General features: G+C 26.4%; 14 protein-coding genes. 3 read left to right on the top strand and 11 right to left on the bottom strand.

The features are described 5' to 3' along the window. Positions 1–53: 53 nt before the first annotated feature. Complete coding sequence (locus tag DYA59_RS03605; protein ID WP_115269472.1) at positions 54–860, bottom strand: histidinol-phosphatase HisJ family protein; 807 nt, start codon at positions 858–860, stop codon at positions 54–56. A gap of 200 nt (positions 861–1,060) precedes the next feature. Between DYA59_RS03605 and DYA59_RS03600 the strand changes: the two genes are divergently transcribed. Then, positions 1,061–1,393: a DMT family protein gene (locus DYA59_RS03600; RefSeq protein WP_115269470.1), complete on the top strand. Its 333-nt coding sequence runs from the start codon at positions 1,061–1,063 to the stop codon at positions 1,391–1,393. Positions 1,394–1,434: 41 nt separating this feature from the next. Here the strand turns inward: DYA59_RS03600 and DYA59_RS03595 are convergent, their stop codons facing one another. Next, entirely contained in the window at positions 1,435–2,400 is a 966-nt protein-coding gene (locus DYA59_RS03595) for an aromatic acid exporter family protein (protein WP_115269468.1), read from the bottom strand. Between the two features lie 141 nt (positions 2,401–2,541). On the opposite strand from DYA59_RS03595, the gene DYA59_RS03590 reads away from it, so the two are divergent. Next, positions 2,542–3,057, top strand: coding sequence for a shikimate kinase (locus DYA59_RS03590; RefSeq protein ID WP_115269466.1), 516 nt, complete (start codon positions 2,542–2,544; stop codon positions 3,055–3,057). Between the two features lie 19 nt (positions 3,058–3,076). Further along, positions 3,077–3,862, top strand: a complete 786-nt coding sequence (locus DYA59_RS03585) for an SDR family NAD(P)-dependent oxidoreductase (RefSeq protein WP_115269464.1) — start codon at positions 3,077–3,079, stop codon at positions 3,860–3,862. A 68-nt stretch (positions 3,863–3,930) separates the two neighbouring features. Here the strand turns inward: DYA59_RS03585 and DYA59_RS03580 are convergent, their stop codons facing one another. From DYA59_RS03580 to DYA59_RS03540, 9 genes are all read right to left on the bottom strand, one after another. Next, positions 3,931–5,217: a lipopolysaccharide biosynthesis protein gene (locus DYA59_RS03580; protein ID WP_172606947.1), complete on the bottom strand. Its 1,287-nt coding sequence runs from the start codon at positions 5,215–5,217 to the stop codon at positions 3,931–3,933. Between the two features lie 2 nt (positions 5,218–5,219). Continuing rightward, complete coding sequence (locus DYA59_RS03575; protein ID WP_115269462.1) at positions 5,220–5,999, bottom strand: glycosyltransferase; 780 nt, start codon at positions 5,997–5,999, stop codon at positions 5,220–5,222. Between the two features lie 9 nt (positions 6,000–6,008). Further along, positions 6,009–6,998, bottom strand: a complete 990-nt coding sequence (locus DYA59_RS03570) for a glycosyltransferase (RefSeq protein ID WP_115269460.1) — start codon at positions 6,996–6,998, stop codon at positions 6,009–6,011. Positions 6,999–7,089: 91 nt separating this feature from the next. Then, positions 7,090–8,202: a glycosyltransferase family 4 protein gene (locus tag DYA59_RS03565; RefSeq protein WP_115269458.1), complete on the bottom strand. Its 1,113-nt coding sequence runs from the start codon at positions 8,200–8,202 to the stop codon at positions 7,090–7,092. Positions 8,203–8,213: 11 nt separating this feature from the next. Beyond that, the gene (locus DYA59_RS03560; protein WP_115269456.1) at positions 8,214–9,392 is read right to left on the bottom strand and encodes an EpsG family protein; all 1,179 of its coding nucleotides are present in this window, start codon (positions 9,390–9,392) and stop codon (positions 8,214–8,216) included. Continuing rightward, on the bottom strand, positions 9,392–10,474 hold the full coding sequence (locus DYA59_RS03555; protein ID WP_115269454.1) for a glycosyltransferase: 1,083 nt from the start codon (positions 10,472–10,474) through the stop codon (positions 9,392–9,394). The genes DYA59_RS03560 and DYA59_RS03555 overlap by 1 nt, the downstream gene beginning before the upstream one ends. Then, complete coding sequence (locus DYA59_RS03550; RefSeq protein WP_115269452.1) at positions 10,471–11,262, bottom strand: glycosyltransferase family 2 protein; 792 nt, start codon at positions 11,260–11,262, stop codon at positions 10,471–10,473. The genes DYA59_RS03555 and DYA59_RS03550 overlap by 4 nt, the downstream gene beginning before the upstream one ends. A gap of 2 nt (positions 11,263–11,264) precedes the next feature. Continuing rightward, the gene (locus tag DYA59_RS03545) at positions 11,265–12,524 is read right to left on the bottom strand and encodes an exopolysaccharide biosynthesis polyprenyl glycosylphosphotransferase (RefSeq protein WP_115269450.1); all 1,260 of its coding nucleotides are present in this window, start codon (positions 12,522–12,524) and stop codon (positions 11,265–11,267) included. Positions 12,525–12,536: 12 nt separating this feature from the next. Beyond that, the gene (locus tag DYA59_RS03540) at positions 12,537–14,204 is read right to left on the bottom strand and encodes an aryl-sulfate sulfotransferase N-terminal domain-containing protein (protein WP_115269448.1); all 1,668 of its coding nucleotides are present in this window, start codon (positions 14,202–14,204) and stop codon (positions 12,537–12,539) included. Positions 14,205–14,382 lie beyond the last annotated feature (178 nt).

Genomic DNA, 14,382 nt, shown 5'->3' with positions numbered 1-14,382 from the left:
TTTTATAAAATTTATCTTTTTAATTTTATCATATTTAACCTGAAGTATCAACTTTATTTTAAAATTTTAAATACAGGTTTCATTTTTTCAAATCCACAAATATATTTTACTCCAATACTTTTTAAAAAATTATATACTCTATCAAAGTCCATAGTCAAATGCTCTTTTATATGCGAATCTGAGCCAATAGTAATAATTTCTCCTCCCAATTCAAAATATCTTTTTACAATCTCAGTACAAGGATAAAACCTATCCTCTTTATACCTATATCCTGAAGTATTTATTTCTATTCCCTTTCCCTTATGTATCAGCATTTTTAAAATCTCATCTATCAAATCGCTATTTTTTTCGTACTCTAAACCCCTATATTTATCTCCACCATACCTTGTAATAAAATCCATGTGTCCATATATAGAGAAATTATCATATATTTTTACATTTTCAAATACAGTTTTAAAATAATATTCCTGCAACTCCTCCTTATTTCTAGACTTTTGTAGTTCACCAAAAGCCAGATCATATCTATCAATAGCATGTGTAGATGCTATCACAAAATCAAAAGGATATTTTTTAACTTGATTCTCTAAATACTCTCGAGTATGCGGTTGAACTCCCACTTCTAATCCTAATTTTATATTTAACCTATCTCTATACTTATTTTTAAATTCTATTATTTCTTTAGTATATCTATCTAAATTCAAAATCCATTTTTCAGTCATCCCCTCTATATCATATTCTAAATGATCGGTTATAGCTATCTCTTCCAATCCTAAAAAAATTGCTCTTTCAAATATTTCATTTAAATCTTGACTTGAATCTCCTGAAAATTGACTATGAATATGATAATCATTTATGAACATTTCCCTCACCTCAACATCATTTTCATTTTATCTTTTAATTGATATTTTAACATATTTTTTTATCTATTAGTATCGCTTCTTAAAACTTTTTTCTCCAAAATTAAGGATCTATTTTTAAAATTAAATTTCTATTGATTTTTTCATCAAAAAGATATAAAATTTTTAGGTTAAATATGATTAAAATAAGGAGGCTAAATCTAATGAAAATTTTACCTGTAATTTTACTTTTTATCTCAAATATTTTTATGTCTTTTGCTTGGTATGGACACCTTAAAAATACTCATAGTGCTTTATGGTTTGCTGTTATTAGTAGCTGGGGAATAGCTTTTTTTGAATATTGCTTCTCTATCCCTGCAAACAGAATAGGCTCACAATTTTTTACAGTAGCACAACTTAAGATTATTCAGGAAGTTATCACTTTAGTTGTCTTTTCTGGTTTTTCAGTTTTATATTTAAAACAAGAATTTAAATTAAACTACATATATGCTTTTATTTGCCTAATTGGAGCTGTCTACTTTATGTTCAAAAAATAAAGTCATACTTCATTTACTTTAAAAGGAGAATTAGTTAAAAACTAATTCTCCTTTCTTAATTTTTTCATATAGTCTCTTTTTATCTCTAAAAACTGCTCTATATCATTTAAAAATTGAAATAACATCGCCCTACTTTCAAATTCTACTCTCGATTGAGGAAGAGGCATATTTTTAAATACTTCTCTTATTCTTTCAAGCTCTGACATTACCTGTATATATAATTTATCTACACCTATTGAGTCAGAAACTTTTCTTGCAAACTCTGAAATAATTTCAGTATGTTCACTACTTAAATAAAATCTATAGAAATGATTTCTCATTCTGACTAAAACCTTATACTGATTTCTTTTCATCTGAAAAAATTCAACCTCTTCTCTTGAGCTAGAAAAGATATCGTTATTATACTCCTTATAAGCAATATCCCTAGCTGAATCTAACTCCTTTTTCAACTCAGTAAAAACTTTTTCTTCATCTGCAAAAACCGATCCAGTTATAAGAACTTCTCCAAAATAATTCATAATAGTTTTCATTAAACTATCTATATTTTTTTTCTTTTCACTTAATTCTTTCCTCATATCAGGCATGTATGAATTTAATACTAAAGCCACAATAATTCCTAATAATAATATATATATCTCATTTTTTACTATAACTAATGATACTGTGCCTAAGCTTAAAATATGAGTAGCTAATACGACGGTAGCTAAAAAGCCTTGGAATAAATTAAATTTTAAACAAACTGGCATAAAAATTAAAATAAATACTCCAAAAATAAATGGAGTATAACCAAAAATTTCAAAAGATATAACAGCTATAAAAAGTCCAACTAAAGAAGCTATAAACCTCTCCAATGCAATTTTTAAAGATTCTTTTTTAGTAGCTTGAATACTTATAATAGTTACTACTCCTGCTGTTACTCCAAATTTTATCCCTAATAACTCTGCTATATATATCGAAATAAATGTTCCTAAAGCTGTTTTTATGACTTTATGGTCTATATATTTCATAATTCCCTCCCTTTAGCTTACTATGTGATTTATCACATATAATTCCATTCTATCATATTTATTCTAATTAAGCTATAAAAAAGAATTTTCCTTCTTTTATTTGATAAGTTTACATGTTATAATGTCTTTGAGGAGGAACAAATGAAAGATAATATTGCATTAATTGGATTTATGGGAAGTGGAAAAACTACTATAGGTAGAATACTTGCTAAATATCTAGATATGAAATTTATAGATATAGACAAGATGATCTCTGTTAGAGAAAAAAAAACTATCCCTGAGATTTTTGATGAAAAAGGGGAGCAATATTTTAGAAAATTAGAGAGAGAAATTGTATTTGAAGAATCTCTTAACAATAATATTGTCATTGCTACTGGTGGTGGTGTTATCATCGATAATGAGAACATCAAAAATCTTAAAGAAACCTCATTTATAGTATACCTTGATTGTACTATTGAATGTATTTATGAACGAGTCAAAAACAGTAAATCCCGTCCTCTTTTAAATGTTGAAGATATGTTTGAAAAAATAAAAGAACTATATCAAAAAAGAGAGTTACTCTATAAAATTTCTAGTGATTTTAGTGTAAAAATTGATATGGATAGCAATATGTATGATACAGCTGAAAAAATAAAAAAGGCCTATATTGAAAGTTAAAATAGAAGGAAGTGGTATTATGTACAATGAAAATAGAGTTAAGGGCAAAACAGCCCTTATAACTGGAGCCAGTAGTGGAATAGGAAGATCCTGTGCTATAGCTCTAGCTAAACTTGGTATGAACATTATAATTGTAGCTAGAAGAAATGATCTTTTGCTTGATTTAAAGAAAATAATAGAACAAGAATATCTCGTAAAAGTTTTAGCCCTTCAACTAGATGTTAGAAATGACAATGAAGTAAAAGAAAAACTATCTAAACTCCCAGTTGAATGGAAAGATATAGATATTCTTATCAATAATGCAGGTTTAGCTTCTGGCTTAGATAAATTATATAACAACTCTTCAGAAGATATCTCTACTGTTATAGATACAAATATAAAAGGTCTATTATATGTTACTAATGCCCTTCTTCCACATATGATAGAAAGAGATATCCCAGCTACCATTATCAATATGGGTTCAGTAGCTGGAGATGCCGCTTATGCTGGTGGGGCAGTTTATTGTGCAAGTAAAGCTGCTGTAAAAATATTATCTGATGGATTGAGAATTGATTTAGTTGATACTAAAATAAAAGTAACAGATATTAAACCTGGACTTGTTGAAACAAATTTTAGTATGGTTAGATTTAAAGGCGATAAAGAAAGAGCTAAAAAAGTTTATCAGGGAATAAAAGCTCTTACCCCTGATGATATAGCTGAAACAGTAGCTTATATTGCTAACCTTCCAACTAATGTCCACATAGCAGAAATCACTTTGCTATGTAATAATCAAGCTGATGGACGTACTATCTATAAGCAAAACTAATTATCTATAATATAATAACTAGTAAAATAAAAGAGAGAATTTTTTAATTTCTCTCTTTTTCAAAAAAACTATTTTATCTTTAAGCTTTTTAAAATTACTATTCCTTTCATCATTACTATCAAGAATACCTGTATTCCATAAGCTATTATCACTCCTATTAATCCTATTTTTTTTATTAAAATAAATAAGATGGCTAAATATAAAAAATTCGCTATAAATACTATTTTTGTTTCTCTTTTTATGTATCCTAATGCTAAAAATAATGGATGTATAAATATGAATACAGTTGCTAATGATTTCATAAGCAAGTATAGATTTAATTCTAATTTATACTTATTCAAACTTTTAGAAAAAAAATTGGATAGAATATCAAAACCTATGATATTCATAACAAAAACAAGGAAAATACAGCTCATTAGAAGCATAGATGATATCTTTATACATTTTCTAAATATCTCACTATAACTTTTCTCTACTATCCTTTCACAAAAATAAGGGTAGAGAGTTTGATATAAAGGAGTAGCTACTCTATCTAATACAACCGTCAGTGTTTTACACAACTTGTACACAGCTAATTGTTCTAAGGATAATAATTTTCCTATCATAAGATTATCAAAATATTGCACAGGTATATCCAAACTTGAATTTATATTCGTCAAACAGGTAAACTTAAAGAATTCTTTATTAAATTTTAATTTTTCTTTAAATATTCCAGTAATTTTTCTCCTTTTTAACTCTTTAAAAACAAAATAGTTGAGAATTAGAGAGTTTAAAATATTAGTAAAAAGATATACTAGAAGAAAATAAAATATATCTTGCTTTAAAATAAAACCCAATCCTAAAAATAAAAAATTAAAAATTGCAACTAACATCCTCTGATTTCTCAGATAATCAAATCTATTAAAACTTCTTAAAATCCCAAGACCTGTTCCTTGAATATTAAAAATAATATAGATTGAAAAAACTAAAAGAAAGTAAAATTCTTGTGATTGGAAGTTATAAAACTTAGCTATCCAAGTACTCAATGAAAAAAATACTATAAAAGCTATTATAGCTGTAGAAAAATCTAAAAAATAACTAAACTTTATCAAAGTTTTTAATTTTTTCTCATCTTCTCTAACCTCAGGATAAAATTTAATTATACCTTGCCATGATTGAAAATTAAAAATCCCATCTATAAGAGATACCACTCCTTGTATTAAAGTAATAAGACCATATTTTTCTAAACCTATTCCTTTTGTTATAAATGATATCGAAAATATAGATAAAATTGAAGCAAAAGCATCTCCACCAAATAGATGTAAAAAATTTACTAACAATTTATCACTAAGTAAATACTTTAATTTCTTTATCATACTTATAACCTCTTGCCTAAATTTTTTAATAACTTCGATCGTTTTACAAACTTCATAAGTCCTGTTATTATAAGTAGTTCTATTAAAATTTTTCTATGTCCATGGTAATGTTTAAACTCTAAAAAATAGAGCTTTGAAAGATTTTTTTTCTCACCCCATGACTTTCCCCACCAATGTATCCCATAAGTATCATTTTTTATACATGAAATTTCGAATTTTTCTGTAAAATGATATGGATAAAAATATCTAGCTGGATATATTACCATTCCATCAGCTATATATGTAATATCTTCCTTCATCTGAAAATGATACTCTTTATTAATCACTCTTGTGATTATATCTGGAATCGTAAATATTGGCTCATTCCAAATATCATTCTCATAAAACTCTAAAATTTTTTTCATAAGCTCATGTTTTGGAACTATACCGATTATCCCTGCACTTATAATCTCTTTACTTTCTACCCCTATAAAAAACTCATTAAAAAGAAGTGAGTCTATATTTTTTACTATTTGCATATCAGTATCTAAATAAATCCCACCTTCTTCATACAAAATTTTTATTCTAAAATAATCTGATAAAAAAGCCCATAATTTTCTTTTATAACACTCTTTTAAAAATCTATTTTTTTCCATTTCTTCATAAAAATTTAAAGTTTCCTCATTCCACTCTATAATTTCATACCCTGGAAGTTTTTCTCTCCAAGAATTTATACAAATATCCATGAGATTAGGATGGGGATTTTTGCCTAACCAAACATAGTGAATTTTTTTAGGTATCATATCTCCTCCTTAAAATTTCGGAATTTTTTGAATATTAGTTATCTCTTTTCCTAAAATTTTTCTTATAGTATTAGGAATAAATATAGAAAAAGATAGCAATCTTTGTTCTATATTTGATTGTGAATATTTTTTTAACTCTAAATATAGCTCCTTATACCTTTGATATACTTTTGTATAATTCTCTTTACCATTATATCTTTTATATAAAATTGTTGAGTAAAAACTTAAAATAAGTGATGATAAAGCTTCTTTAGCTTTTTTATCATCTATACTTATAAATTCTTCGAATAACCTTTCACAAATTATTTCAAGAGAAATTATACTTTTTTCTGACACCTTATTCATTATACTTCCTTCTCTTTGACGATAAAAATAAAATGTTTTATCTATATATTTTACTTTTTTTGCTTTTAAATATGCAAGAGTTGTAAACTCACTATCTTCATGTACTATATTTTCATTAAAAAAAAGATTATTTTTTATAAGAAAATTTCTTCGATATATATCATCTACCACTTCTTCTCTATAACATTTAGGAGATTGCAGAACTCTCCAAAGAAAATCTATCCCAGTAATTACTCCACTATCCTTTATTAGCTTTGATCTAAAAAGCGGTTCTCCTATTCTTCCAGGAGCATAGTATCTCATATTTCCCACTGCTATATCCACTCTAGAACTTATTCCCTCTATTACAAATTTTTCAAATTCATCTGTATCTATGAAGTCATCACTATCTATAAAAGAGATATATTTTCCTTTTGCCACCTTAAGGCCAGCGTTTCTCGCCGAAGATAATCCACCATTTTCTTTATTTATTATAATAGTTTGTTTAGGGTAAAGTTCTTTAAAATCCTCTATTATCTTAGAGCTCTTATCTTTAGATCCATCATTTACTAAGATAACTTCATACCTTAGATTACTTATTTTATACAAGCTCTTCAGACATTCAGCTAAATATTCCTCTACATTATAAATTGGAACTATAATACTCAAATCCATAATCTTACTCCTTTCTCCACAAGATGTCTATCACATCAGTTTCCAATACTATATTCGAAAAGATTTTCTTGAATATGCTTTTCTAACTTTTTTAAATTATATTTAGTATCTTTTCTTTATAAATATCAATTATAATTTTTTCGTCAAATTCCTTGAGTATTTTTTTTCTTCCAAATCTTCCCATTTTTTCTCTTTCCTTCCGTGAAAGTTTAATAAACTCTTCCATTTTTTCTACTAAATCATCTACACTTCTTACCTTAACTAAATAACCATTTTTTCCATCATCAACTATCTCTTTACAACCTGTTACATCAGAAGCTATTATAGGTTTTTCCATAGCCCCTCCTTCTAATAATGTCTTTGATATTCCTTCTCTATATGATGGTAAAACTATTGCATCACACTCTTTTATAATAAATTCAGGTCTGTCAGTTACTCCTAAATAATTTAAAACTCCTTCCTTCACTAATAAATCCATATATTCTTTAGTTATACCAGATACCGCATTTTCTCCTAATGCACCTAAATACCAAAATTCTACTTTCTCTTTATATTTCTTCCTTATTCTTCTAGCACTTTCCTCATATTCTTTAAATCCTTTATCTAAAAAAGCTCTAGCTATCATAAGAAATATTATTTTATCATCTCTTCTCTCCATAGGAAGTGGTTTAAATCTTTCACAATCTGTTCCCTCTCCTGGAAGTATAAATATTTTATCAGTGCTTCCTATTCCCTTAGAAAGAAGCATATTTTTATCATCTTCATTAAGTACCCAAATCTCATTTGAAAATCTTAAAGAAAACTTATAAAGTTGTACAGCAAGCCTTGAAACTAAACTTTTTTGGACAAAAGAATAACCAAGACCTGTAAGTATAGCTATCGATTTTTTTTTAGCTAATTTTGAAGCTATCGTCCCATAAATATTAGGTTTTATTGTATAATGAAATATCAAATCTGGATTTTCTTTTTTATAAATATTATATAACTCTTTTATAAGTTTTAAATCTTCTATTGGATTTACTCCTCTTTTATTTAATGTTATAGAGATACTTTTAAGACCAGGAATAGCTTTTTCCATATCTATTCTTCCATCATCTGGAGCTATCACTACTACCTGATGCCCATCATTTATTAAAGCTTTTAATACTCCAGCTCTAAATATATATATATCCCACATATAGTTAGCTACAAACATTATCTTCATTTTTATTCTCCTTAAAAAAGTACTGATATCTCTTTCCCATGAGCATTCATCTTATATTTACTTGCACTCTCTACTTTTTTTCTTTGTATTTCCTCACTTTCATTGCTTATCAAAATATTCTGGTACTGATATATATCCTTATTACCGATAAAATTTATCTGATTATTTAATCTAAAAACTGAGATTAAAAAAATTAAAATAAATACTAGTAATTTAAGATAGATATCTAGAAGCATTGGAAGAACAAACCAATACGAATAGATAAAAAGTAAAGCAAATCTAGTAGCTACAATTGAAAATTCTGATAAATATAAGAAAAAAAATACTGAAATATAGAGAGAATTCAGCATTATATTCCCATATTTTTTATCTCTAAGTCTATCATCTTGAAACCAACAAATTAAAAATATAACTACTCTTTCAATGTAATAAAATGAAAAGCCCAATGAAAAATCTAAAGGTATTATACTTAAATAACCTGAGAGTTTAGACCCCAATCCAGTAGGTAAAAAAACACTATACTCTTTTATTATTTTCATTACTATTCTAATATCAGAAAAATAATAAATATTTCCTATAATAAATAGAAAAAAAATAAATTTTTTATTCCATTTAGTATTTAAGAAAAAGTACATAGGTAAGTAAAGAAAAGAGCTGTAATGAAAAAATATTCCTAAAATATTTAAAAAAGTAAATTTCATAATATTTCTTTCTTCTATATATTTTATAGATACTAAAAACAACATGATACTTTTTGCATTTCTTATCATATCTACTTCTAAAGCTATTCCATAAATACTAAAAAAAAGTAAAAGTGAAAGTAATGGAAATTTTGAGAATCTTTTTAGCATAAAGTAAAATATTATAAAGTCTACTAAACTATTGATAAAATTATAAATATAATAATTATCTGTAAAAGTCTTTATAAAAGAAGTATAAATTTGAAATCCTAACTCATAGCCAGAAGATAGTATCGAAAGATCTCCTTCAAATAGTTTAAATAGTGTGGGTATTTTATCAAAATTTGGCTTATAGGAATACCAATCATATCCTATATACCCACGTAATCCAAAAAATAAGATTAAAAAGAGAAAAGAAAAAAGGAAAAAATTCTCTCCTAACTTTTTATTTCTTTGTTCTATTATACTACCTAATCCCAAAAAGATAATTATTCCAAAATAAACCAACATCATAACTCCTTTTCATATAGTTTTAAATAATTATCTGCACACCACTCAATTGTATATTTTTTACTTTTTGCTAAACAGTTTTGAGAGATATTTTTATAAAACTCTATATTCCTTAAAGAAAGTATAGCTTTTGCTAATTCTTTAGAACTATTTATATCTACTAAGATACCTGCTCCTCCTACTATTTGATTAAGTCCAGATACATCACTAGCTATTACTGGCTTTCCGCTTGCCATAGCTTCAACAGCTGTTATTCCAAATCCTTCAAAAAAAGAGTACTGTACAACTATATCAGCAGTTTTCAAAAGGCGAGAAATATCCTTTCTCATTCCTAAAAATTTCACTCTATTCATAAGATTATTTTTTTGACAATATTTTTTTACACTTTCTTCTAAAACGCCATCTCCTACAAATAACAATTTGTATTTCACTGGCAACCACATTAAAGCTTCAGCAACTCCTAATTGATTTTTAGATTGGTGAAACCTAGAAATCATCATTATCAAATAATCATCTTCTTTTACACCTAACTTAGTTTTATTGTAAGGTTTAGAATCTTGAAATTCCTTTATATCTATTCCATTATAAATTAATTTAAAAGTATCATCATCTCTTTCTAACCATTCCTTCAAACTTTTTTGTGTAGCCTCTGAAATACTAACTATTTTATCAAAACCTGCAAATACAAACTTATCTATAATTCTCATTAATTTTGATTCTCTTCTTCTATTTGATGTGCTATGTTCAGTAGTAATATATCTTCTTTTTTTTCTATCTAATATCTTAGCCAATCTTGTCCAATACTGTGCATGTACTAAGTGAGCATGTACTATATCATAATTTTCTTTTTTTACTTCATTTAAGATAGAAAAAATATTAAAAAAAGATTTTATAGAATTACTTTTACATACTAAAACTTCTACTCCTCTTTCTTCTAATTCCTTTTTAAATACAGCTTTTTTATCACTAAGTATCATCACTCTTACAAAATGCCCTTTTGATTTCTGTACTGGAGCTAGCTCTGTAATTAGCTTTTCCGCTCCACCTAACTCAAGTGATGTTATTATATGAAGTATCTTCAATATTTCCTCCTCTCAGCCATATAAATATAGAATTTAGCTTGTATATATCTCAGTAAAAATTTAATTTTATTTTTTAAAGGTAATGGATATGAAAGCATACTCATATAATAATCTCCAAAACCTCTAGGATTATTTTTTAATAATTTTTTAAAATTTTTAGTATAGCCATCTTCTAAATATTCAAAATAGTAGATCCCCTCATCTATGTACCTCATCTTGTACTTCTCACCAATTTTTATCCATATAATAGCTTCAGGAATAAACTTTTCTCCTTCATAGACAAAAAATGGATTTTCTTTTAATAACTTAGTTTTAAATACTTCTGCTTTATCTCCAACTATTCCATAATTATAGACAATTTCAATAGGAGAAGAATCAATAATATTTTTTGGATAAGGCTTCCCTGTAATTTTTTTATTTTTTATATCTATTTTCCTAAATACTAATCCTCCCATAGATTCAGGTAAGGTTTCAGCAAAAAATAAAATTTTTTCTACACATTCATTGCTTACATAGTCGTCACTATCTACTATTAGAAAAAACTCTCCATTAGCTAAGGTTACTCCCTCATTAATGGCTCTCATTTTTCCACCATTTTGCATATATTTATAAATAATTTCAAAAGGAGAACTTTTTTGAAAATTTTGAACTAACTCTCCACTTCCATCAGTAGACCCATCATCTACTACTATCCACTGAAACTCTTTAGAAGTTTGTCTAAGTAAACTTTCATATAATCTTTTCAAAGTATCTACTCTATTATATACTGGAGTAAAAATTGTCAACATAGTTATCTTCCTTTTCCAAATATTACAGTTTTAAAAGTCATGAACATTATCACCATATCCAAATATAAACTATGGTGCTTAATATAATATAAATCATACTCTAATTTCCTTTTAGCATCTTCTACACTGGCTCCATATGGATACATTACTTGAGCCCAACCAGTAAGGCCTGGTTTCACCATATGTCTCAAATTATAATATGGAATCTCCTTCTCTAGCTCTTTTATAAACACCATTCTTTCTGGTCTAGGCCCTATAAAACTCATTTCTCCCTTTAAAACATTTACAAGTTGAGGTAATTCATCTATTCTAGTTTTTCTCATAAAGTTACCAAATTTAGTAACTCTAGGATCATTTAACTGAGCCCATTTAGCTCCATCTTTTTCAGCATCATTTCTCATACTTCTAAATTTATGTACTTTAAATTCTTTTCCATTTTCTCCAACTCTATTTTGGCTATATATTACTGGTCCTGGGCTTTCAACTCTTACAATTATAGCTGCAATAAATATAACAGGAAGAGCTAATACCCCTATTAATATAGACATTACTACATCAAAAAATCTTTTAATATTATTTTGAATTTGACTAGATAAAATTTTAAATCCATAAGCCTGCAGTAACCATTCTTCTGTTATAAATTCAACTTCTATCTTCCCTTCGTTTTCTATCATATAGTCAAAATAGCTCTTAACTTCTATTCCACTGAGCTTCATAGATAATATTTCTCTTATTTCATTACTTACCAATTTTTCTTTACACAAAATTATCAAAGATACATTATTATCTTTGATAAATTTTGAAAACTCCTCTTTTTCAGAAGAAAAATCTATATATTTATAATCTTGAAATCTTTGTATGCTCTCTAGTACTCTATTTTTCATCTCTCCACTACCATATATAGTTACATATCTCAATTTAAATACCAATATGCTAATAAGAACTGTCAGCAACATTTGAGCTGCAACAAATATTAACATAAATATAATTAGAGATAAGTCCCAACTATAAAAAAACCACACCATAAAACAAATGAAATCTATTAGTATAACAAAGATATAACTTCTAATTTTATATTTATATCTTTGAAACTTCATATTATCGGTTACATAAGCTCCTAACATCATTATAAAAAAGCCTATCATCGATTGAAAAGAGAATAGGTTTTCATTTGAAATGAAGATATATTTTTCCAAATAAAATATGGCTCCTAATATTAAAATATATATTGTATTTAAAATTATTCCTTTTTCTTGCTCCATCTTACTCTCCTACTAAAAAAGCTCAATCCTTCTACCTGATAATATGTTATTTTCTTCGAAGCTATTTTTATCAAAATAAAGCCTCGCTTTAAATAACTCCTGTTTACTATCTATTCCTAATTCTGAAAAAACTCCACTTGGATATGCTAACTTATCACTAAATCCATAGACAGCTAATTGATTATTTTTTTTAGGAAGATACTGTATCTCTCTAAACAAAACACCATTTTTCCAATTCTCATTTTCTGCATAATATTCAGGTTCTCTTATGCTTAAAATCTTTCCCAGCATATCAAATGTAAATACAGCTTCATCATTAGCTACTATCCAATTTTTTTCTTCTTTTCCTACATATGCTTTATTCATAGTAGATGATATATCCAATACATATCTTACATTACCGTTTATATCAAATATAAATGGCATAGCTTTCTCTTTGGTATTAAATGATACCAAATTCATTCCTGGCTCCATCCTATTAGCAATTTTTTTTTCTATAACTATACTTGGCAAAATGTCATCTAATGTATTAGTAGTTATTATAAGATCTTTTTCTCTTCCATCTTCTAATTTGACTTTTATTTTATTTTTAGACTTTGAAAACAAACCAGCTACAATAAATTCCCCTAATGAATTTATCTCTGTCATATATGAATAGTCTTCACTACCAAACTCTCCTTTTATTAAAACTTTTACTTTTTTCCCTGCTAGATCATTATCTACTTTTACTAGAGCAGTTAATGGAGTTCTTCCATAAGGATTTAATTTTATAAAAGGTTCTTCAAAAGTATAATTTTTTTTCCTATACTCCTTTTCAAGATCTATATCATTATTTTTATCTGCCAAATAAAATTCACCATAAAGATATATTTTTTTAAATTCTATTTTATCCATATTTTCAGTTATAAATTTATCAAACCTCTCATCTAAATTTGATAATTCATCTACTCTTTTACTAAATGAGACAAGTTTCTCTAAGGTTTCAAGAGGTAAACCAGACGTCAAAAGTTTATTAACGTTTAACTTCACTTGCTCTATAAATTTTTTATTAAAATTTAATAATTCTATCATATCAGTATCATTTCCAATTATAGTATTAAGCTCATCTAACTGATTCTTGTCTAAGTGACTTATTATATCTTTTAATTCCTTATTGGATGTAAGCTTTAGAAACTTATTCTTCGCTGCTATTAATTCTGGAACTTTTCCATCATTATCTATAACTTTACTATAATTAAAATTAGGGTAACTATTCATTAAATAGTTTTTTATGTCTTCAGAAAGTAAGGCTAATTCTCTAAATCCTTTACTTGCATTATATAAGGTTATAGCTTCATCATAGTTAATATCCTCTAAAAGATAACGTTCTGAGCTATATTTCTCTTTATCTTTTTCATTTAGTAATTTTAATGTATCATCATTACTTAATATAGTACTTACAACTTCTAGCTTTTCAGTACTAAGTTCCTTTATCTTTTCTTTTAATATATAACTATTTAGTTTTCTCTCTATCTCTTTTTCAAGTTTTTTATCCCTACTTTTTCGATATGATTTAGATAAAAATTGACTATTTGCAAGTCTTTCAATTAAAATATCTCTCTTACTAAAAGTATACAAACTAAAACAAATAACAGTAAGTGAACACACAATTAAAATTTTTTCTTTTTTTGTTAGTTTCATTGTATCTCCTTTTCATATTCTAGATATCATCTACTTCAATTATTAGATATTCTATCATATTTTTCGAAATATTGCTCTATTTTTTTAAATTATTCTTTTATGAAAAAAAATTATCTTTTTTTGAATTTTATCAAATGCTTTTTACATCTATTTTACAATTATGTATAATTTCAATAAA

This window comes from Fusobacterium necrogenes (assembly GCF_900450765.1).
Classification (GTDB): Bacteria; Fusobacteriota; Fusobacteriia; order Fusobacteriales; family Fusobacteriaceae; genus Fusobacterium_A; species Fusobacterium_A necrogenes.
This window is presented reverse-complemented; position numbering and strand designations above follow the sequence as displayed.

Bases quoted from the DNA above. Each gene is read 5' to 3' on its own strand.
- DYA59_RS03540 (WP_115269448.1), bottom strand. From the start codon at position 14,204: ATGAAACTAACAAAAAAAGAAAAAATTTTAATTGTGTGTTCACTTACT.
- DYA59_RS03590 (WP_115269466.1), top strand. From the start codon at position 2,542: ATGAAAGATAATATTGCATTAATTGGATTTATGGGAAGTGGAAAAACT.
- DYA59_RS03580 (WP_172606947.1), bottom strand. From the start codon at position 5,217: ATGATAAAGAAATTAAAGTATTTACTTAGTGATAAATTGTTAGTAAAT.
- DYA59_RS03605 (WP_115269472.1), bottom strand. From the start codon at position 860: ATGTTCATAAATGATTATCATATTCATAGTCAATTTTCAGGAGATTCA.
- DYA59_RS03545 (WP_115269450.1), bottom strand. From the start codon at position 12,524: ATGGAGCAAGAAAAAGGAATAATTTTAAATACAATATATATTTTAATA.
- DYA59_RS03585 (WP_115269464.1), top strand. From the start codon at position 3,077: ATGTACAATGAAAATAGAGTTAAGGGCAAAACAGCCCTTATAACTGGA.
- DYA59_RS03570 (WP_115269460.1), bottom strand. From the start codon at position 6,998: ATGGATTTGAGTATTATAGTTCCAATTTATAATGTAGAGGAATATTTA.
- DYA59_RS03565 (WP_115269458.1), bottom strand. From the start codon at position 8,202: ATGAAGATAATGTTTGTAGCTAACTATATGTGGGATATATATATATTT.
- DYA59_RS03595 (WP_115269468.1), bottom strand. From the start codon at position 2,400: ATGAAATATATAGACCATAAAGTCATAAAAACAGCTTTAGGAACATTT.
- DYA59_RS03575 (WP_115269462.1), bottom strand. From the start codon at position 5,999: ATGATACCTAAAAAAATTCACTATGTTTGGTTAGGCAAAAATCCCCAT.
- DYA59_RS03600 (WP_115269470.1), top strand. From the start codon at position 1,061: ATGAAAATTTTACCTGTAATTTTACTTTTTATCTCAAATATTTTTATG.
- DYA59_RS03560 (WP_115269456.1), bottom strand. From the start codon at position 9,392: ATGTTGGTTTATTTTGGAATAATTATCTTTTTGGGATTAGGTAGTATA.
- DYA59_RS03550 (WP_115269452.1), bottom strand. From the start codon at position 11,262: ATGTTGACAATTTTTACTCCAGTATATAATAGAGTAGATACTTTGAAA.